Raw genomic sequence first — 20,417 nt, forward strand, 5'->3', positions numbered from 1 at the left:
GGCGTTCCGGTGCGCTCGGGTATTTCTCTGGAAGTCCAAAAGCCAGAGCGAATGCGCTTTGGCTTTTCGTAGGAGCGAGCTTGCTCGCGAACCCAGGGTTCGCGTTCTCGGGAATGACGAGAGGAGGCAGGCGTTCCGGGATGACGCCGAACTCCCCGCACGCTCCGAACAGCCCCCTCTCCCTTTGGGAGAGGGCTGGGGTGAGGGAGCGAGGCCAGGCTGGTGCACCTTCGCTGAACCGCCACATATCGCTTAAGTGAACAGCATTACCGCCGTGACGGGGGTTCCGGAATGCGCCTCAGGCGGCGATCACGCTCAGGCGGTTGAGCAGCGGCACCTTCGCCAGCAGGGCGAACAGCGGCTCGCTCAGGCGCACCAGGCCGGCGCTGGCCCAGGCGGCGAACGGGGTGAAGCAGCTCCAGGCCAGGGCCAGCAGGGCCATCTGCACGCCGCCTATATAGTCGTCCTGGCCCCAGTGGGCGCCGGCCACCAGGCGCGGCAGCATGAACAGCAGGGCCAGGGCCCAGACCACCAGCCACTGCACGGCGTTGCGGGCGAACAGGCTGAGGAACAGCGCCCACACCAGCAGCACCGAGGCGTGGTCGCCGGGGAAGCTGCGCGCCGACTCGTCCTTCACTTCGAAGAGGGTGTCCTGCCAGCTGCGGAAGAAGTCTTCCAGGCGCACGGCGTCCGGGGCGATGGCCGAGATGCTGGCGTGCTGCCAGCCCAGGTGGTGGGCGATCTTGGCATAGAGGGTGCGGACGATCATCAGCACCACCATGGTCACCACCATGCCGAAGGTCGCGGCGCGCACCTGGCCGGCCTTGAAGATCCAGTCGCCGCGGATCAGCAGCAGGAGCAGGATGACCCCGACCAGAATGTCGAACGGCCGGGTGCTGGCCACCGCCCAGACGTTGCGCCAGGCCTCGTTGGTCGCCAGCGGCGTGTTGAGGGCGTGGAACAGGCTGAAGTCGAAGAAGTCGATGGCGGTGCGGGTCGGCGTCCACAGCCAGAGCAGCAGCAGGACCAGGGCCAGCGCATGGCAGGCGATGAACGGGCGCCACGACCAGGTGGCTTGGAACGGCGAAGCTTTCTCCATAGAATCGATTCCCCCTTACTGAACCGGGCGGCTGTCGCAAAGCGCGCTTTATAGGCCTTTGCCATCAGCTTGTCATGTATTTGTGCCTTAGCCAGCGTTGTGCCCAGCATGTCCCAGATCGATCAAAGTCAGCGTTTCCTCTTCGACAACACCGACGTTCGCGGTGAAATGGTGGCGCTCGAACGCAGTTTCGCCGAAGTGCTGGCCAAGCACCCCTACCCGCAGCCGGTGGCCCAGTTGCTCGGCGAGATGCTCGCCGCCGCGGCGCTGCTGTGCGGCACCCTGAAGTTCGACGGCCTGCTGGTGCTGCAGGCGCGCTCCAGCGGCGCCGTGCCGCTGCTCATGGTGGAATGCTCCAGCGACCGCGAAGTGCGCGGCCTGGCCCGCTACGACGCCGAGGCCATCCGCGACAGCGCCGGCCTGCTCGACCTGATGCCCGACGGCGTGCTGACCATGACCGTGGACCCGAAGAACGGCCAGCGCTACCAGGGCATAGTGCCGCTGGAGGGCGCCTGCCTGGCGGACTGCCTGTCGTCCTACTTCGCCACCTCCGAGCAGTTGCCCACGCGCTTCTGGCTGGGCGCCGACGGCCGCCACGCCCGCGGCCTGCTGCTGCAGCAACTGCCGGCCGACCGCCTGAAGGACGCCGAGGTCCGCGAGGCCAGCTGGCAGCACCTGACCACCCTGGCCGACACCCTCAACGTCGAGGAACTGCTGGGCCTGGACAACGAGACCCTGCTGCACCGCCTGTACCACGAGGAAGCGGTGCGCCTGTTCGAGCCGCAGCCGCTGGTGTTCCGCTGCAGCTGCTCGCGGGAGCGCTCGGCCAACGCCCTGGTCAGCCTCGGCAAGGAAGACGCCGAGCGCCTGCTGGGCGAGCTGGGCGGCGAGATCACCGTCGACTGCCAGTTCTGCAACCAGCGCTACGCCTTCGACGGCAGCGACATCGCCCAACTGTTCGCCGGCGGCGGCAGCGCGGCGCCGTCACAAACCCGCCATTGATCGGCGCTATCGGGGCGATAGCCGAACCATTGACGCCCTCGCCGGATCAGAGGCTGCACGAGAACCGTTCTTTTCTGGCATAATCCCGCGACTTTTTTCCGCTGTAGTGGGAATTAGAAGTCACTACGCAATGTTTGGAGGACTCGGCTCCGGCCGATGGGGACCCACATGACGCAAGCCAACAAAGCCGTGTACACCGATATCAGCGTTGCCCAACTGGTCGAGGAAGCCATTCGCCGCGGCGAAGGTCGCCTGGCCGACAACGGCTCGCTGGTGGTGGAAACCGGCCACCGCACCGGCCGCTCGCCTGCCGACCGCTTCATCGTCGAAGAGCCCGGCAGCAAGGACTCCATCGCCTGGGGCGCGATCAACCGCCCGTTCCCGGCCGACAAGTTCGACGCCCTCTGGGAGCGCGTCCAGGCCTTCAACGACGCCCAGGACCACTTCGTTTCCCACGTGCATGTAGGTTCGGCCGCCGATCACTACCTGCCGGTCAAGATGACCACCGCCACCGCCTGGCAGAACCTGTTCGGCCGTCAGCTGTTCATCAACCCGGAAACCTACAACCCGGCCGGCCGCGACGAGTGGCAGGTGCTGAACGTGGCCAACTTCGAGTGCGTGCCCGAGCGCGACGGCACCAATTCCGACGGCTGCGTCATCCTCAACTTCGCCCAGAAGAAAGTGCTGATCGCCGGCATGCGCTACGCCGGTGAAATGAAGAAGGCCATGTTCTCGGTGCAGAACTACCTGCTGCCGGAGAAGGACGTGCTGCCGATGCACTGCGCCGCCAACATCGGCGAAGCGGGCGACGTGACCCTGTTCTTCGGCCTGTCCGGCACTGGCAAGACCACCCTGTCGGCCGACGAAAGCCGTTACCTGATCGGTGACGACGAGCACGGCTGGGGCGAAGGCGTCGTCTTCAACATCGAAGGCGGCTGCTACGCCAAGTGCATCGACCTGTCCGAGAAGAACGAGCCGGTCATCTGGAAGGCCATCAAGTTCGGCGCCGTGCTGGAGAACGTGGTTCTCGACGACGCGCGCGTCCCGGACTACGCCGACGACCGCCTGACCCAGAACTCCCGCGCGGCCTACCCGCTGGAGCACGTCGAGAAGCGTTCGGAAGCCAACCTGGGCGGCGAGCCCAACGCGGTGATCTTCCTGACCTGCGACCTGACCGGCGTACTGCCGCCGGTGTCGATTCTGAACAACGAGCAGGCGGCCTACCACTTCCTCTCCGGCTACACCGCGCTGGTCGGTTCCACCGAAATGGGTTCGGGCGGCGGCATCAAGTCGACCTTCTCCACCTGCTTCGGCGCGCCCTTCTTCCCGCGCCCGGCCGGCGTCTATGCCGAGCTGCTGATCAAGCGCATCAAGGCCTTCGGCTCCAAGGTGTACCTGGTCAACACCGGCTGGACCGGCGGTGGCTACGGCGTCGGCAAGCGCTTCAACATCCCGACCACCCGTGGCGTGATCGCTGCCATCCAGAGCGGCGCGCTGGTCGGCGCCGAGACCGAGCACCTGGACATCATCAACCTGGACGTGCCCAAGGCCGTCCCGGGCGTCGAGACCAACCTGCTCAACCCGCGCAACACCTGGGCTGACAAGGCCGCCTACGACGAAGCCGCCAAGGGCCTGGCCAGCAAGTTCATCGAGAACTTCAAGAAGTTCGAAGTGAGCGAAGCCATCAAGAACGCCGGCCCGCAGCTGTAAGCGCGCCCGTTCGCCGAAAGAGCCGCCTCCGGGCGGCTTTTTCATTGGCCGGCCCCTGTGGGAGCTTGTCCGCGATAGCCGGGCGTATTGGCGCGCTTCGCGGATAAGATCCGCTCCTACGAGGGAGGAATACCGTGCTTCCCGGCAACCTGTAGGAGCGGGCCCTGCCCGCGATTCGCGCGCAGGGCGCGCTCCTACAGGGGAATGGCGTGGGTGGGGCAGCGTAGGAGCGGATCTTATCCGCGATCGCGGACAAGGTCCGCGCCTATGGGGCTACCTTAGGAGCGTACTTTCCGCTGAACCGGAATCGGCTCGTTCGCGAGCAAGCTCGCTCCTACAATGGCTGCCCCTAGCATGGCGTTTCCACCCATGACCGGTAAGGGAGATACCCGCATGCACGACACCCTCGAACGCGTCTTCGGCTTCCGCCAGTTCCGCCCCGGCCAGGAGGCGGCGGTCAGCGCCGTGCTGGCCGGGCGCTCGGCGGCGGCGATCTTCCCCACCGGCTCGGGCAAGTCGCTGTGCTACCAGCTTCCGGCGCTGCTGCTGCCGCACCTGACCCTGGTGGTGTCGCCGCTGATCGCGCTGATGCAGGACCAGCTGGCCTTCCTCGCCCGCCACGGCATCGCCGCCGCCAGCATCGACTCGGCGCAGAGCCGCGAGCAGGTGGCGCAGACCATGGCCCGCGCCCGCAGCGGCGAGCTGAAGGTGCTGATGATTTCCGTGGAGCGCCTGAAGAACGAACGCTTCCGCAACTTCATCGGCGAAGTGCCGATCTCCCTGCTGGTGGTCGACGAGGCCCACTGCATCTCCGAGTGGGGCCACAACTTCCGCCCCGACTACCTGAAGCTGCCGGCCTACCAGAAACAGTTCCGCATCCCCCAGGTGCTGCTGCTGACCGCCACCGCGACGCCGGCGGTGATCGCCGACATGCGCGCCAAGTTCGCCATCGCCGAGGCCGACGTGGTCACCACCGGCTTCTACCGCGCCAACCTGAACCTGCAGGTGGAGCCGGTGGCCAGCGCCGCCAAGCGCGCCCGCCTGGTGGAGTGGCTGGGCGCGCGGCCCGGGCAGCCGAGCATCGTCTACGTGACCCAGCAGAAGACCGCCGAGGACATCGCCGCGCACCTTTCCGAGCGCGGCATCCCGGCCCGCGCCTACCACGCCGGCATGGACCACGCCGAGCGCGAGGCCATCCAGCAGCGCTTCATGGCCGGCGCGCTGAACTGCATTGTCGCGACCATCGCCTTCGGCATGGGCATCGACAAGAGCGACATCCGCAACGTGGTGCACTTCGACCTGCCCAAGTCGGTGGAGAACTACAGCCAGGAGATCGGCCGCGCCGGGCGCGACGGCCAGCCCTCGGACTGCCTGGTGCTGGCCAACCGCGACAGCCTCAGCGTGCTGGAGAACTTCGTCTACGGCGACACCCCCGAGCGCGAGGGCATCCGCAGCGTGCTGGCGGAAATCGCCGCGGCGCCCAACGGCCAGTGGGAGCTGATGCTGACCGCGCTGTCGGACCAGTCGAACATCCGCCAACTGCCGCTCAAGACGCTGCTGGTGCAGCTGGAGCTGCGCGGCATCATCGCCCCGCGCTTCGCCTACTTCGCCGAGTACCGCTTCAAGAACCTCATCGAGCCGGATGCCCTGCTGGGCCACTTCGAAGGCGAGCGGCGGCAGTTCGTCGAGGCCATCCTCAGTACCTCGGCGCGGGCGCGCACCTGGTCGACCCTCGACTTCGACGCCCTCTACCAGCGCCACGGCGCCGAGCGCGCGCGGGTGGTCAAGGCCCTGGACTACTTCCAGGAGCGCGGCTGGATCGAGCTGGAAAGCAAGCAGATGACCGAGGTCTACGCGGTGCGCGAGGCGGGCTTCGACATGGATGCGCTCAGCGACGAGCTGTACGCCTACTTCAAGCGCCACGAGGCCAGCGAGATCGCGCGCATCGGCGCCATGCTGGAGCTGTTTGCCAGCGACCAGTGCCTGAGCCGGCGCCTGGCCCGCTACTTCGGCGACGCGCGGGCGCCGGAGCACTGCGGGCACTGCTCGGTCTGCGCCGGCCGCGTCGCCCACCTGCCGGAGCCGCCGGCCCTGCCGCCGCTGGACGGGCAGACGCTGCAGAGCCGCTGCGCCGCCTTCCTCGACAAGTACCAGGGCGCCCGCGGCATGCCGCCCAGCGCCGACTGCGTGACGCGCTTCCTCTGCGGCATCAGCGTGCCGGCCTTCACCCGCCTGCGGGCGCGCACGCTGCCGGGCTACGCGGCGCTGGAGGACTACCCCTACGCCCAGGTGCGCGCCTGGGTGATGGCGCAGCTGGCGCAAGGGTAACGCCGCGGCGGCTCCACCCATCCTAGGGTGGGGCGCCGGCCGGCGGCGGCCCTTGTAGGGTACGGGGGAGGAAATTCCTCCTAGACTCAGCAAGGCGTTGTCCGCCACCGGCCGAGGAGCCCCCATGTCTGTCGAGCACCTGGATGTCCTGATCGTCGGCGCCGGCCTGTCCGGTATCGGCGCCGCCTACCACCTGATGAAGCACTGCCCGGGCAAGACCTTCGCCCTGCTCGAGGGCCGCGAGGCCATGGGCGGCACCTGGGACCTGTTCCGCTACCCGGGCATCCGCTCCGACTCGGACATGTACACCCTGGGCTACAACTTCAAGCCCTGGACCGACGCCAAGGCCATCGCCGACGGCCCCTCGATCCGCCACTACATCGAAGAGACCGCGCAGGAAAACGGCATCGACCGCAAGATCCGCTACCGCCACCGCGTGCTCAAGGCCGACTGGAACAGCGACAGCGCGCGCTGGCTGCTGACCGTGCAGCGCGGCGACGAGCCGGAACCTGTGCGCATGAGCGCGCAGTTCCTGCTGATGTGCACCGGCTACTACCGCTACGAGGCCGGCTACACTCCGGAATTCAAGGGCCGCGACAGTTTCCGCGGGCAGATCATCCACCCGCAGCTGTGGCCGGAAGGCTTCGACTACGCCGACAAGCGCGTGGTGGTCATCGGCAGCGGCGCCACCGCCGTGACCCTGGTGCCCTCGCTGACCGACAAGGCGCGCCACGTCACCATGCTGCAGCGCTCGCCGTCCTACGTGATCAGCCTGCCGCAGAAGGACCCGATCTCCAACTTCCTGCGCCGCTTCCTCCCCGAGACCTGGGTGTACCGCCAGGCGCGGGCGCGCAACGTGACCATGCAGATGGTTTTCTTCCTGTTCGCCAAGACCTTCCCCAACCTGGCGCGCAAGGCCCTGCTGGGGCTGGCCAGGCACCAACTGGGCAAGGACTTCGACATGCGCCACTTCAGCCCGCGCTACAAGCCGTGGGACGAGCGCGTGTGCTGCGTGCCCGACGGCGACCTGTTCAAGGCGCTGCGCAAGGGCAAGGCCTCGGTGGTCACCGAGCACATCGACAGCTTCTGCGACAAGGGCATCCGCCTGAAGTCCGGGCAGGTGCTGGAGGCCGACGTCATCGTCACCGCCACCGGCCTGGACCTGGTGATGTTCGGCGGCGCGGAGCTGGCGGTGGACGGCAAGCCGTTCCAGGTCAACCAGAGCATGGGCTACCGCGGCATCATGCTGCGCGATTTGCCCAACCTGGCCGCGGTGGTCGGCTACACCAACGCCAGCTGGACGCTCAAGGCGGACCTCTCCAGCGAGTACTTCTGCCGCCTGATCAACCACATGGATGCCATCGGCATGCGCCAGTGCACGCCGCGCGCCGGCGCCGGCCAGGTGAAGGAGGAGCCCTTCCTCAACCTCAACTCCGGCTACATCCAGCGCGCCGCCGACAAGATGCCCAAGCAGGGCGACCGCACGCCCTGGAAGCTCTACCAGAACTACGCCCTGGACCTGGCGCTGCTGCGCCACGGCAAGGTGGAGGACGGCTACCTGACCTTCACCTCGCCGCGCTCCCGGCAGGGCGACGAGGCCTCGTTGCAGGCAGTGTAGCGATTCGATGATTCCTATCGGGAAAACCGCGGCAAGCCTGCGCCCGGGCGGTTTACCATGGCGGGCATTTTTCGCCGTCAACGAAAGGAGTCCCCATGCATATCGACGAAGCCATCCGCAGCCGCCGCGCGGTCAAGGGCTACGACCCGGCCTTCACTCTCAGCCGCGAAGAGAAGGACGAGCTGCTGCAGCTGGCCATGCTCGCGCCCTCGGCCTTCAACCTGCAGCACGTGCGCCTGGTCGAGGTCAGCGACGCGCAACTGCGCGCGCACATCCGCGAAGTGGCCTGGGGCCAGGCCCAGGTGACCGACGCCTCGATGCTGGTGGTGGTCTGCGCCCAGCTCGACAGCTGGGAGAAGAACGCCCGCCGCGTCTGGGAAGGCGCGCCCCAGGAGGTGCAGGACTACATGGCCGGCGCCATCGACACCTACTACCGCGGTAAGCCCCAGGTGCAGCGCGACGAGACCATGCGCAGCTGCGGCCTGATGGCCCAGACGCTGATGCTCGCCGCCCGCGGCAAGGGCCTGGATTCCTGCCCCATGGACGGCTTCGACTTCGACGCCGTGGCCAAGCTGATCAACCTGCCGGAGAACCACGTGATCGGCCTGATGGTCGCCGTCGGCAAGCAGGCCGTGGCGCCCAAGCCGCGGGTGGGCAAGCTGGCGCTGGACGAGGTGGTGATTCGCGATCGGTTCTGAGGTTTGCCGATGGCCAATGAACGCGCCCTCGGGCGCGTTCTGCTTTTCGTGGGGGCGAGGGGGACGCCTCGCGGACGGTACGGTTCCAGGAGGCACCCGTAGGATGGGTTGAGCGAAGCGATACCCATCACCGTGACCGCATGGGTTTCGCAAGCTCAACCCATCCTACGAAAAGCATCTCGGCGCAGGGCCTACGGCCTCGGCGCCGCCTCCTGCATCCGCCCCAGCAGCCACTGCAACGCCACGTCGCGCTCGCGCTGGGCCAGGTACACCAGCTCCAGGTGGAACTGCCCGACGTCGAAGGGCAGCTCCAGCACCTGCAGCGGCAGCAGCCTGGCGAAGTATTCGGCCAGGCGCGTCGGCAGCACCGTCAGCAGGTCGGTGCCGGCCACCAGTTGCGCGGCCTGCAGGTAGTTGGGGGTGACGTAGGCGATCTGCCGCTTCAGGCCCTGGCTGGCCAGCCACTGGTCGACCATGCCCTTGGTCTGCCCGCCGGACACCCACAGGTGGCGCTCGTTCAGGAAGCCGTCGAGGTCCAGCGGGCCGTTCACCCGCGGATGCCCGCGGCGCGCCAGCAGGCGCAGCGTCTCGCTGGCCCAGGGGCGGCGGGCGAAGCGCGCCGGGATGTCCTCGAAGCGGCCCAGCACCAGGTCCAGGTGGCCCTTGTCCAGCGCCTCCACCGGCAGGCTCGGGGCCAGGTGGCGCACGTCCAGGGCCACGCCCGGCGCCTCCGTGCCCAGGCGCTGCAGCAGCGCCGGCATGCACAGCAACTCGGCGTAGTCGGTCAGCGCCAGGGTGAAGCGCTGGCGGCTGCGCGCCGGGTCGAAGCGCTCGGTGCCGCTGAGGCTGTGGAGGATGCGCTGCAGCGACTCGCGGATCGGCGCCTCCAGCTCCAGGGCCCGCGGCGTGGGCTGCATGCTGCGGCCGATGCGCACCAGCAAGGGGTCGTCGAGCAACTCGCGCAGGCGGCCCAGGGCGTTGCTCACCGCCGGCTGGCTCAGGGCCAGGCGCTCGGCGGCGCGGGAAACGCTGCGCTCGCGCAACAAGGCGTCGAAGACACGCAGCAGGTTCAGGTCGAAGGTATTTATATTCATTAGCTAAATACTGCGCATCACAAGACTAAATTTCAAAAATAATCCGATCTTCCCTAAGGTGACTGTCACTTTTTTGCTCGAACGCCCGTTTGATAACAAGAGGAAGACCATGAGCCAGACTCCCCCGATTCGCAGCGCTGCGGTGATAGGCGCCGGCACCATGGGCCGCGGCATCGTCATGTGCCTGGCCAACGCCGGCGTGCAGGTGCAGTGGCTGGACAACAATCCGCAGATGCTGCTGCAGGCCCAGGGCGCGGTGGCCGACACCTACGCCCACAACGTGCGCCAGGGGCGGATCGACGAGGCCGAGGCGGCGGCCCGGCGTGCGCGCATCTCGCCTGTGGACAACTACACAGCGATCCGCGAAGCGGACCTGGTGATCGAGGCGGTCTACGAGAACCTGGAACTCAAGCAGGCGATCTTCCGCGAGCTGGACGCGGCGCTGAAGCCCGCGGCGATCCTCGCCAGCAACACCTCCTACCTCGACGTCGACGCCATCGCCGCCGTGACCCAGCGTCCGTCGCAGGTGCTCGGCCTGCACTTCTTCAGCCCGGCGCACATCATGAAGCTGCTGGAGATCGTGCGCGGCGCGAAAACCGCGCCCACCGTGCTGGAAGCCGCCCTGGAACTGGGCCGGCGCATGGGCAAGGTCAGCGTGGTGGCCGGCAACTGCCACGGCTTCATCGGCAACCGCATGCTGGAGAAGTACGTGCAGGAGTCGCGCCGGCTGATCCTCGAAGGCTCGCTGCCCTACCGGGTGGACGCCGCGCTGCAGGGCTTCGGCTTCGCCATGGGCCCGTTCCGCATGTTCGACGTGGTCGGCATCGACCTCGAATGGCGCGCCCGCGAGCTGGCCGGCAAGGGCCAGGACGCGCCCACCGTGCAGGTGGACAACCGCCTGTGCGAGATGGGCCGCTTCGGCCAGAAGAGCGGCAACGGCTTCTACCACTACGAACCCGGCAGCCGCCAGGCCGAGCACGACCCCGAGGTCGACGCCCTGGTGCTGCGCGAATCCGAACGCCTGGGCTACGCGCGCCGCGACATCGGCCCGGAGGAAATCCTCGAGCGCTGCCTGCTGGCGCTGGTCAACGAAGGCGCGAAGATCCTCGACGAAGGCATCGCCAGCCGCAGCGCCGACATCGACACCGTCTACCTCAACGGCTACGGCTTCCCCGCCGACAAGGGCGGCCCCATGGCCTGGGCCGACGCCCAGGGCCTGCCGAGCATCCTCGCGCGCCTGCGCGACCTCGCCGGGCAGCACGGCGCGCACTGGCAGCCGGCCGCGCTGATCGAGCGCCTGGCCGCCAGCGGCGGGCGTTTCGCCGATATCCACAAGGAGCACCACGCATGAGCTACCAGGCGCCCCTGCGCGACATGCGCTTCGTCCTCCACGAACTCTTCGACGCGACCGACCACTGCGCGCTGCTGGGCAACGGCCTGGACCGCGAGCTGATCGACGGCGTGCTGGAAGAGGGCGCGCGCTACACCGGCGAGGTGGTGGCGCCGCTGAACCGCAACAGCGACGAGCAGGGCGCGACCCTCCACGACGGCGCGGTGACCACCCCCGACGGCTTCCGCGAGGCCTACAGGCAGTACTGCGACAACGGCTGGGCGAGCATGACCGGCCCGCTCGAGTTCGGCGGCCAAGGCTTCCCGCAGCTGGTGGCGGCGAACTTCCACGAGATGCTGATGGCCGCCTCGCTGTCCTTCCGCGTCTATTCCGGGCTCACCGAGGGCGCTGTGCTGGCGCTGTACAAGCACGGCAGCGCCGAGCTGCAGCGCGACTACCTGGCGAAGATGGTCAGCGGCGTGTGGACCGGCACCATGTGCCTCACCGAGCCCCAGGCCGGCACCGACCTGGCGCTGCTGCGCACCCGCGCCGAGCCGCGCGCCGATGGCAGCTACGCGGTCAGCGGCAGCAAGATTTTCATCAGCGGCGGCGAGCAGGACCTGTCGGAGAACATCGTCCACCTGGTGTTGGCGCGCCTGCCGAACGCCCCCGCCGGGGTGAAGGGCATCAGCCTGTTCCTGGTGCCCAAGTTCATCGCCAACCCCGACGGTACGCCCGGTGCACGCAACGCACTGAGCTGCGGTGCCATCGAGCACAAGATGGGCATCAAGGGCGCCTCCACCTGCGTGATGAACTTCGACGGCGCCAGCGGCTGGCTGCTGGGCGAGGCCAACCAGGGCCTGGCCTGCATGTTCACCATGATGAACGACGCGCGCTTCCAGGTCGGCCTGCAGGGCCTGGGCATCGCCGAGCGCAGCTTCCAGGGCGCCTTGAGCTACGCCCGCGAGCGCCTGCAATCGCGTGCCCTGACCGGCCCCGCGCAGCCGCAGAAGGCCGCCGACCCCATCATCGTTCACCCCGACGTGCGGCGCATGCTGCTGACGCAGAAGACCCTCACCGAGGGCAGCCGCATGCTCGCCGCGCTCTGCGCCCGCGAGCTGGACCTGGAGCATGGCCACCCCGAGGCCGAGGGCCGCAAGGCCGCCGGCAAGCGCGCGGCGCTGCTGATCCCGCTGGTGAAGTCCTTCCTCACCGACATGGGCCAGGAAGTCGCCAGCCTTGGCGTGCAGGTCTACGGCGGCCATGGCTACATCCGCGAATGGGGCATGGAGCAGCTGATGCGCGACAGCCGCATCACGCAGATCTACGAAGGCACCAACGGCATCCAGGCGCTGGACCTGATCCGCCGCAAGCTGCTGGGCGACGGCGGCGCCGAGATGGCCGCGCTGCAGGCCGACCTGGCGGAAACCTGCACCGCGCTGGCCACCCACGCCGTGCTGGAGCCCATGGCCGCGGTGGTGCGCGAGCGCATCCAGGAATGGCGCGGGCTGACCGCCGACGTGCTGGCCGCCACCCGCCGCGATGCGCAGGAGATCGGCGCCATGTCGGTGGACTACCTGCAGTACAGCGCCTACGTGCTGCTCGCCGGGCTCTGGCTGCGCGCCGCCGGTACCGCCCAGGCGGCGCTGGACGCGGGCAGCGGCGAGGGCGACTTCTACCGCGCCAAGCTGGCCAGCGCCGACTTCTACCTGCGGCGCATCCTGCCGCGCGCCAGCATGCACCGCGAGGCCCTGCTGGGCGGCGCCGGCTGCCTGATGGCGCTGGACGAGGCGCACTTCGCCTTCTGATGGCCGGGCGGCCGCCCCGGCTCGCCCGGGGTGGCCGCCATGGCGGGCCGGGTTAAACTTGCATCGATTCAGCCCGATGACGAGAAACCACCCATGTACGAATGGCTCAACGCCCTGCCCAAGGCCGAACTGCACCTGCACCTGGAAGGGACCCTGGAGCCCGAGCTGCTGTTCGCCCTGGCCGAACGCAACCGGGTGAAGCTGCCCTGGGCCGACGTCGAGATCCTGCGCAAGGCCTACGCCTTCAACAACCTGCAGGAATTCCTCGACCTCTACTACGCCGGCGCCGACGTGCTGCGCAGCGAGCAGGACTTCTACGACCTGACCTGGGCCTACCTGCTCAAGTGCAAGGCGCAGAACGTCATCCACGTCGAACCCTTCTTCGACCCGCAGACCCACACCGACCGCGGCATCCCCTTCGAGGTGGTGTTGCGCGGCATCCAGGGCGCGCTGAAGGACGGCGAGCAGCAGCTGGGCATCAGCCACGGCCTGATCCTCAGCTTCCTCCGTCACCTGTCCGAGGAAGAAGCCTTCAAGACCCTGGAGCAGGCCATGCCCTTCCGCGACGCCTTCGTCGCCGTGGGCCTGGACAGCTCCGAAGTGGGCCACCCGCCGAGCAAGTTCCAGCGCGTGTTCGACCGCGCCCGCGCCGAGGGCCTGCTGACCGTGGCCCACGCCGGCGAGGAAGGCCCGCCGCAATACATCTGGGAAGCCCTGGACCTGCTCAAGGTCGAACGCATCGACCACGGCGTGCGCGCCATCGAGGACGAGCGGCTGATGCAGCGCATCATCGACGAGCAGATTCCGCTGACCGTCTGCCCGCTGTCCAACACCAAGCTGTGCGTGTTCGAGCACATGGGCCAGCACAACATCCTGGCGATGCTGGAGCGCGGGGTGAAGGTGACGGTGAACTCGGATGATCCGGCTTACTTCGGGGGGTATGTGAGCGAGAACTTCCAGGCGTTGCACGAGCACCTGGGGATGACCAAGGAGCAGGCGCAGCGGTTGGCGCAGAACAGCCTGGATGCGCGGTTGGTGTAGGAGCGGGGGGGACGCCTAGTTCTTGCTCGCGAACGGTGCCTCCCGGCCACGCTGTGCGTGAGGTCACCTCCGCCCCCTCTCCCCAGCCCTCTCCCTGAAGGGAGAGGGGGCTTGTCCGTGCCGAGATGAGCATGGCTTTAGCCGGAAACCATCAGAGCTGCCGGCTAACTCCGTAATACCCGTTTCTGCCCAACGGTCCCCTCTCCCTTCAGGGAGAGGGTTAGGGAGAGGGTGCTCTACCGCACAACACCCAAAGTCCCGAGCAAGCACCGTTCGCGAGCAAGCTCGCTCCTACGAAGAGCCTGTGCCGTCGTTGACCCCCGCACACCGCAGAAAAGCCCCCAGGCACGGGTTGTCGTTATGCGGACTCCACGCCACCCCATAGTCCACCAGTGGCGATGCCTCCAGCGCCACGAACGCAGCACCGGGCAGCTGCATCTTGCGCATCGAGTCCGGCACCAGGGCCACGCCCAGGCCCTCGGCCACCAGGTTGACGATGGTCTGCTGCAGGTGCGGCTCCAGCTGGATGCGCGGTTCGAAGCCGCTGTCCCGGCAGCATTGCATCACCGCTTCGTGCAGCGCCGGCGCGGTGCTGTGGGGGAAGCTGATGAACGATTCCCCCGCCAGGGCCCCGGCCGCCACCTGGGCGCTCGTGGCTAGCGGGTGCGCACTGGGCAGCACCGCGCACAGCGGCTCGCGCAATAGCGTGCGGTATTGCAGCTGGCCGCTCCCGTGGGCCGGGAAGGTCAGGGCCACGTCGGCCTCGCCGGCTTCCAGCGCCGGGCCGAGGTCGCGCGGCAATACTTCGTTGAGCACCACCTTCACCTGTGGATAAGCGTCGCTGTAGCGCTTGAGCAGGGTCGGCAGCAGCGTCCAGGCGGCGACCATGGTGAAGCTCAGGCGCAGTTCGCCGCGCTCGCCGCGGGCGCTGGCCTGGGCCGAGCGCACCGCCAGGTCGAGGCCGGCGAGCAGGCTCTTGCAGTGCTGCTGGAATTCGCGGCCGGCGGCGGTCAGCTCCACCGAGCGCGAGTGGCGGGCGAACAGCGGGGTGCCCAGCTCGGCCTCCAGCGCGGCTATCTGCCGGCTCAGCGGCGGCTGGGTCAGGTGCAGGGCCTCGGCGGCGCGGCCGAAGTGCAGGTGTTCGGCGAGGGCGAGGAAGTAGCGCAGCTGGCGCAATTCGATCATCGATGCGTTTCCGGAATCGATTGGGCTCTCAACAAGCATTGGACGGTATCGATGCGGCAATCCTATGCTCGCCAGCCCTCCTATAACAACGCCTTGCCGAGCTTGCCATGCACACCGTGATCGCCGTCGTCCTGCCCATCTTCGCGCTGATCCTGGCCGGCTGGCTGGCGCGCAGGACCAACCGCCTGGGCGAGGGCGCGGCGTCGGAGATCAACAAGCTGGTGGTCTGGCTATGCCTGCCGGCGCTGCTGTTCAAGGTCACGGCCACCTCCACCTGGGCGGAAATCTGGCAGCCGGGCTTCCTCGCTGCCTTTACCGCTGGCTGCCTGCTGGTGTTCGTCGCCACCCTGGCCTGGCGTATGTGGCAGGGCCGCGAGCTGCCGGCGGCGAGCATCGACGGGCTCAGCGCCTCCTACGCAAACACCGGCTACATGGGCATCCCGCTGTGCCTGCTGGTGTTCGGCCAGGACGGCCTGGAGCCGGCGCTGATCGCCTCGCTGCTGGTGGTCTGCGTGCTGTTCGCCGTCGCCGTGGTGTGCATCGAGGTCGGCCTGCAGAGCGAGAAGCACGTCGGCCGCGCGGTGCTGGTGGTGAGCCGCGCGCTGCTGAAGAACCCGCTGGTGGTCTCGCCGATCATCGGTGGCCTGTGGGCGGCCAGTGGCCTGGGGCTGGCCGAGCCGGTGGTGCATTTCCTCGACCTGCTGGCGGCGGCCACCACGCCTTGCGCGCTGATCTCGCTCGGCCTGTTCCTGGCGCAGAAGCAGGAGGGCCCGCAGGTCGGCGCCTGGCCGCTGGTGCTGGTCAAGCTGGTGGGGCAGCCGCTGCTGACCGGGGTGCTGGCCTACAAGGTGTTCGCCCTGCCGCCGTTGTGGGCGGATTCGGCGTTGTTGCTCAGCGCGCTGCCGACCGGCACCGGGCCGTACATGCTGGCGGAGTACTACAAGCGCGAGGCGCCGGTGGTGTCGCGCAGCATTCTGTTGTCGACGCTGGGGTCGTTGGTGACCTTGTCGCTGTGCCTGTTGTGGATTGCGCGTTGAGCCATGGTTGCGGCCACGTCGTGGTCAAGCCTGGCGTAGTGCGGAAAAAAACCGGGCCTGCCAAGCGCGGGGCTGGCAGGCCCGTTCGCAAACCGCTTGGCGCCGGCGCGGGGAGGGGACCCCGCGTGGCGCCGGACGCGCCCCTCAGGCGTATGGCCCGAATTGCGTCAGGGTTGCGATCAAGCCGGTTCGGCAAGCGCGCCCGTTGCGCGCACGGATCGTTGGCGGCCGGAAATCCGGTGGGCGTCGCCGGCCGGCGCGGTGCCCTTGTCGTAGGGCCTGGCCAGCAGCATGTAGAGCACGCCCGCGCCCAGCACCACGGCGGTGGTGAGGATCATCGAGTAGTTGATGTACCAGGGCGCGTCGGGGCTGCGCGGCCAGACCATGTTGGCGATGGCGCCGGCGCCGTAGACCAGCGCGCCGACGTTCACCAGCGTGCCCCAGGGGCCCAGGCTGAACTGCCCGCCGGGCACCCAGCCCTTGGCGCGGGCGATCAGCGCGGCGACCACGATCAGCTGGAAGGCGACGTAGATGCCGATGGCGGCGAAGCCGACGATGGTGGCGGTGGCGTCGGCCATGAACAGGCCCAGGCAGACGATCGCCGCCGGCACCACGCCGCTGACGAGCAACGCGGCGGAAGGCACCTGGTTGGCCGACAGGCGCTGCAGCGCGCGGCTGCCGACGATCATCTCGTCACGGGCGTAGGCGAACAGCAGGCGGCTGGCGGCGGCCTGCAGGCTGAGCACGCAGGACACGAAGGACACCAGCACCACCGCCATCACCAGGCGCGAACCCAGCGGGCCGAAGGCGTTGGCCAGGATGGTGGCGACCGGGTCGGTGTCCTCGCCGGCGAGCACCTTGTGCATGTCCGGCACCGAGAGGATCAGCGCGAGGCAGGCGAACATCGCGGCGGCGCCGCCGATGTAGATGGTCATGCGCATGGCCTTGGGGATGCGCTTGCCGGGGTTGGGGGTTTCCTCGGCGACGTCGCCGCAGGCCTCGAAGCCGTAGTACTGGAACAGCCCGGCCAGGGAGGCGGCGAGGAATGCCGGCAGGTAGGAACCTTGCGCCGCGCCGAGGCCGAAGGTGTCGAAGAGCACGCTGAACGGCTGGTGGCGCTCGAAGATCAGCAGGTAGCCGCCGACCAGGATGGCGCCGACCAGCTCGCAGAGGAAGCCGAACATGGCCACCCGCGCCAGCAGCTTGGTGCCCACCAGGTTGAGGCCGGTGGAGACCAGGATCAGCGCCAGGGCGATGTAGATGCTGACGTCCGCGCTCGGCGCGAAGCCCAGCAGCGCCGCCAGGTAGGGCCCGGCGCCGACCGAGACGCCGGCGATGGTGGCGCACAGCGCCCAGGCGTACACCCAGCCGACCATCCACGCCCAGCGCTTGCCCACCAGGCGCCGCGCCCAGGGGTAGACGCCGCCGGAGATCGGGAACTGCGAGACCACCTCGCCGAACACCAGGCACACCAGCAGCTGGCCGAGGCCGATCAGCAGGTACGACCAGAACATCGGCGGGCCGCCGGCGGCCAGGCACAGGCCGAACAGGGTGTAGACGCCGACGACCGGCGACAGGTAGGTGAAGCCCAGGGAGAAGTTCTCCCACAGGCTCATGCTGCGCTCGAAGTTCGAGCTGTAGCCGAGGGCGGCGAGCTGCTCGGCATCGGAATCGGTTACGCCAGCGGCACGCTTGGCAGGGGACCCACTCATCGTTGTTTCCTCTCAGGGGGTAATGGGCAGTGGCGGATTGTCTGCGGCGGAGCTTGCGCATCCGCCGCTGCCCTCTACGGGCTCATTGTCGTTATGGAAAGCGCGGCGCCTATTTGCCGTCGTCGTACTGCGAGAGCCACTCCACCGCCGCGTCGCGGTAGCGGGTGAAGCCCTTGTAGTCCACCAGTTCCTGGTTGAGGGACTTGAGCACGCGGTGCATGCGCCTGGCCCAGGCGGGGTTGCTGGCGATGTCCTGCAGGCTCAGCAGGTAGGTGCGGATCGGGAACACGATGGCGTTGCTGCGCGGCAGGCGGTGCAGCGGCTGCAGCTCGATGCGCAGGTAGACCTTCTCGCCGGCGTTCTCGGCGGTCACCGTGGTGCGGTCCGGGGCCCAGTCCGGCAGGCTCTCGGCGGACACGTCCAGGCGCGGGTTGACCGTCAGCGACCAGTTCAGGCGGCGCACCGGGTGGCCGTTGCGCAGGCGCAGGAGGAACTTCAGCGCGCGGTCGAGCATGCCGGTTTCCTTCACCAGCGGCACCGGGCCGTGGTACTCGTGCCAGGCCATGCCCAGGTTGAAGCGCAGCGAGTAGTCGGCGCGCTGGGTGGCGATGCCGGCGCCCCAGTACAGGGTGCCGTCGCGCTCCTCCTGCAGCACCCAGTCGCCCTGGGCCTGGCGGGTGATGTATTCCATCGGCTCGTAGGGCAGGGTGGCCGGGTCGCCGAAGGTGAAGGTGTCGTCGATGCCCAGCAGCTTGTTGGTCCAGTGCCAGCGGGTGCCGTCGCGCTCCAGGGCGAAGTACTCCGGGTAGTCCTTGGCGTAGGACTCCATGATCAGCTCCAGCAGGTCCCACTGCGCCTCCATCATGTGCGGCGCCGAGACGTAGTGCATGCCCGGGTCCTTCTCCAGGGTGATGGCGCGGTCGCGGCACTCGCTGATGTAGTGCTCGTCGATGTCGAATACCGCGCGGAAGGCGCCGTCGCCGACGGAGACGTGGGGTTCCAGGTTCATCGAGTACATGTACTCGTCGTCCGGGAAGGGGAAGGGCGCGCGGGCGATGCACGCGGGGCTGTTGGCGTAGGTGTAGTCGTCGCGGTAGGTTTCGTCGGGGCGGAATTGGATGGTCATGGTCGTTCTCCGGCTCAGCAGTCGATGACCAGCCGCGAGCACTTGGCGCGCGACACGCAGGGCATGATTTTCTTGTTGGCGGCCTTGTCCTCGTCGGACAGCCAGTCGTCGGTGTGGAGGATCTCGCCGTCCAGCTCCAGGACGTTGGTCTCGCACATGCCGCAGGCGCCGCCGCGGCACAGGTAGGGAATCTCGTGGCCGGCGGCCTCGGCGGCTTCCAGCAGGCTCTGGTCGGGCGACACCTCGATGGTCGCGCCGCTGCGCGCCAGGGTGACCTTGAACGGCTCGCCGGAACTGCCCTGTTCGAGGAAGCGCTCGTAGTGGATGTGGCTGTCGGTCCAGCCGTGGGCGTGGGCCGCGTCTATGGTGGCCTGGATCATGCCCTCGGGGCCGCAGACGTACACGTCGCTGCCCAGCGGGCGGTCGGCCAGTACGGCGCTGATGTTCAGGCGCTCGCCGCGGTCGTCGCGGTACAGGCGCACGGCGTCGCCGTATTCGCGCGCCAGCTCCTCGCCCAGGCGCGCATGTTCCGCGCCGCGCACCGCCAGGTGCACTTCGAACGGGGTGCCGCGCAGGCGCAGCTCGGCCAGCTGCGAGCACACCGGGGTGATGCCCACGCCGCCGGCGATGAACAGGTGCAGGCGCGCGTGCTTACTCAGCGGGAACAGGTTCACCGGGCGGAGGATTTCCAGCTCGTCGCCCTCCTTCACCGCATCGTGCATGCGCCTGGAGCCGCCACGGCCGTCTTCCACGCGGCGCACCGCGATCTGGTAGGCGCTGGCGTCGTAGGGCGAACTCATCAGCGAATAGGCGTTGCGGTAGGTGCCGCCGTCGTGGGGGATCAGCACCACCACGTTGCTGCCGCCGGAGAAGGGCGTGAGCTGGCCGCCGTCGCGCGGCACCAGGGTGAAACGCTTGATTTCCGGGGTCACCTGCTCGATGCGGGCGACGCGGACGTTGAGGGTTCCGCTGGACTGGCTCATGTGTCGAGCTCCTCGGCTGCCGGCAGCTCGCCGGGGACTTCGGCGTCGGCCTTGACCGCCTGGAAGGCGGCGAGGCGGCGGGAATAGTGGTCGCGGACCACCAGGGTGCGGGCGCAGTGCGGGCAGATGAACACGCGCTGGGTGACGTTCTCGGTGTAGCCGTCGCAGTGCACGCACCAGACGCGGCGCACGAAGGAGCCGCAGTGCTCGCGCAGCACCTCGTCCCGGTTCAGGTTGATCGCGTCGGCCGCCTGCATGGCGGTGCCGATGAAGCTTTCCGAGCCGGCCAGGTACAGGCGGGTGCCCATGCGCGACTGGCCGAGCAGGGCGTGCAGGTCGTCGACCAGCGAGCGGTTGCTCGGGTAGACGCTCAGCTCGACGTCGGCGATGTCGCGCAGCGCGGCCAGGTGGTTATGCCCGGAGAAGGATTCGGTGGAATAGAGCACGCGGATGGGCGCGGTGCGCGGCATTTCGGCCAGCAGCCGGAGCATGGCGCTGCCGCCGCTGCCTTGCCCGGCGACTATGTGGTTGCTGCCGGCGAGCGGGCGCAGGTCGTCGTAGACCGGCCTGCTCTTGATACCTGTGATGAGCATTGTTGTTGTGCCTCCAGAACTGCCGGCAACCCCGGTCGGGGATGCCTGGCGCG

General features: G+C 68.4%; 16 protein-coding genes. 9 read left to right on the plus strand and 7 right to left on the minus strand.

The features are described 5' to 3' along the window. Window positions 1–298 precede the first annotated feature (298 nt). A complete protein-coding gene (locus tag QSJ95_RS04230) occupies window positions 299–1,099 on the minus strand; it encodes a phosphatase PAP2 family protein (RefSeq protein ID WP_285640332.1) in 801 nt (266 codons plus the stop codon). 108 nt (window positions 1,100–1,207) lie between these two features. Here QSJ95_RS04230 and hslO point away from each other — a divergent pair, with 108 nt between their 5' ends. The 5 genes from hslO to QSJ95_RS04255 all read left to right on the plus strand — a co-directional run bounded on the left by hslO (window position 1,208) and on the right by QSJ95_RS04255 (window position 8,455). Next, window positions 1,208–2,101 (plus strand): Hsp33 family molecular chaperone HslO, encoded by an 894-nt coding sequence (gene hslO / locus QSJ95_RS04235; protein WP_285640334.1) that lies wholly within the window; start codon window positions 1,208–1,210, stop codon window positions 2,099–2,101. Between the two features lie 168 nt (window positions 2,102–2,269). After that, window positions 2,270–3,811, plus strand: a complete 1,542-nt coding sequence (locus tag QSJ95_RS04240; protein ID WP_009614971.1) for a phosphoenolpyruvate carboxykinase — start codon at window positions 2,270–2,272, stop codon at window positions 3,809–3,811. Between the two features lie 393 nt (window positions 3,812–4,204). Beyond that, entirely contained in the window at window positions 4,205–6,139 is a 1,935-nt protein-coding gene (locus tag QSJ95_RS04245) for a RecQ family ATP-dependent DNA helicase (protein WP_285640336.1), read from the plus strand. Window positions 6,140–6,263: 124 nt separating this feature from the next. Then, window positions 6,264–7,757 carry a flavin-containing monooxygenase gene (locus QSJ95_RS04250; RefSeq protein ID WP_269961842.1) on the plus strand — a complete coding sequence of 498 codons (1,494 nt, stop codon included), beginning with the start codon at window positions 6,264–6,266 and terminating at the stop codon, window positions 7,755–7,757. A 95-nt stretch (window positions 7,758–7,852) separates the two neighbouring features. Next, window positions 7,853–8,455, plus strand: coding sequence for a nitroreductase family protein (locus QSJ95_RS04255; protein ID WP_009614974.1), 603 nt, complete (start codon window positions 7,853–7,855; stop codon window positions 8,453–8,455). 191 nt (window positions 8,456–8,646) lie between these two features. Here QSJ95_RS04255 and QSJ95_RS04260 read toward each other — a convergent pair whose 3' ends face one another. Next, the gene (locus QSJ95_RS04260; protein ID WP_009614975.1) at window positions 8,647–9,549 is read right to left on the minus strand and encodes a LysR family transcriptional regulator; all 903 of its coding nucleotides are present in this window, start codon (window positions 9,547–9,549) and stop codon (window positions 8,647–8,649) included. A gap of 109 nt (window positions 9,550–9,658) precedes the next feature. Between QSJ95_RS04260 and QSJ95_RS04265 the strand changes: the two genes are divergently transcribed. The 3 genes from QSJ95_RS04265 to QSJ95_RS04275 all read left to right on the plus strand — a co-directional run bounded on the left by QSJ95_RS04265 (window position 9,659) and on the right by QSJ95_RS04275 (window position 13,728). Next, window positions 9,659–10,900 (plus strand): 3-hydroxyacyl-CoA dehydrogenase, encoded by a 1,242-nt coding sequence (locus QSJ95_RS04265; protein ID WP_285640340.1) that lies wholly within the window; start codon window positions 9,659–9,661, stop codon window positions 10,898–10,900. Beyond that, window positions 10,897–12,687, plus strand: coding sequence for an acyl-CoA dehydrogenase C-terminal domain-containing protein (locus QSJ95_RS04270; RefSeq protein ID WP_285640341.1), 1,791 nt, complete (start codon window positions 10,897–10,899; stop codon window positions 12,685–12,687). Before QSJ95_RS04265 ends, QSJ95_RS04270 begins: the two co-directional genes overlap by 4 nt. A gap of 93 nt (window positions 12,688–12,780) precedes the next feature. Further along, complete coding sequence (locus QSJ95_RS04275) at window positions 12,781–13,728, plus strand: adenosine deaminase (RefSeq protein WP_285640343.1); 948 nt, start codon at window positions 12,781–12,783, stop codon at window positions 13,726–13,728. A gap of 291 nt (window positions 13,729–14,019) precedes the next feature. Here QSJ95_RS04275 and QSJ95_RS04280 read toward each other — a convergent pair whose 3' ends face one another. Continuing rightward, window positions 14,020–14,913: a LysR substrate-binding domain-containing protein gene (locus tag QSJ95_RS04280; protein WP_285640345.1), complete on the minus strand. Its 894-nt coding sequence runs from the start codon at window positions 14,911–14,913 to the stop codon at window positions 14,020–14,022. A 107-nt stretch (window positions 14,914–15,020) separates the two neighbouring features. On the opposite strand from QSJ95_RS04280, the gene QSJ95_RS04285 reads away from it, so the two are divergent. Continuing rightward, window positions 15,021–15,950, plus strand: coding sequence for an AEC family transporter (locus QSJ95_RS04285; protein WP_276214054.1), 930 nt, complete (start codon window positions 15,021–15,023; stop codon window positions 15,948–15,950). 179 nt (window positions 15,951–16,129) lie between these two features. On the opposite strand, the gene QSJ95_RS04290 is transcribed toward QSJ95_RS04285, so the two are convergent. The 4 genes from QSJ95_RS04290 to QSJ95_RS04305 form a co-directional block, all read right to left on the minus strand. Further along, window positions 16,130–17,662, minus strand: a complete 1,533-nt coding sequence (locus tag QSJ95_RS04290) for an APC family permease (protein WP_281688637.1) — start codon at window positions 17,660–17,662, stop codon at window positions 16,130–16,132. 109 nt (window positions 17,663–17,771) lie between these two features. Further along, on the minus strand, window positions 17,772–18,788 hold the full coding sequence (locus QSJ95_RS04295; protein ID WP_009614988.1) for a heme-dependent oxidative N-demethylase family protein: 1,017 nt from the start codon (window positions 18,786–18,788) through the stop codon (window positions 17,772–17,774). Between the two features lie 14 nt (window positions 18,789–18,802). Next, window positions 18,803–19,771 (minus strand): PDR/VanB family oxidoreductase, encoded by a 969-nt coding sequence (locus QSJ95_RS04300; protein WP_009614991.1) that lies wholly within the window; start codon window positions 19,769–19,771, stop codon window positions 18,803–18,805. Next, complete coding sequence (locus tag QSJ95_RS04305) at window positions 19,768–20,364, minus strand: dimethylamine monooxygenase subunit DmmA family protein (protein ID WP_285640353.1); 597 nt, start codon at window positions 20,362–20,364, stop codon at window positions 19,768–19,770. Before QSJ95_RS04305 ends, QSJ95_RS04300 begins: the two co-directional genes overlap by 4 nt. Window positions 20,365–20,417: the final 53 nt, after the last annotated feature.

The organism is Pseudomonas sp. NBRC 100443 (assembly GCF_030268185.1).
Lineage (GTDB): Bacteria > Pseudomonadota > Gammaproteobacteria > Pseudomonadales > Pseudomonadaceae > Pseudomonas > Pseudomonas citronellolis.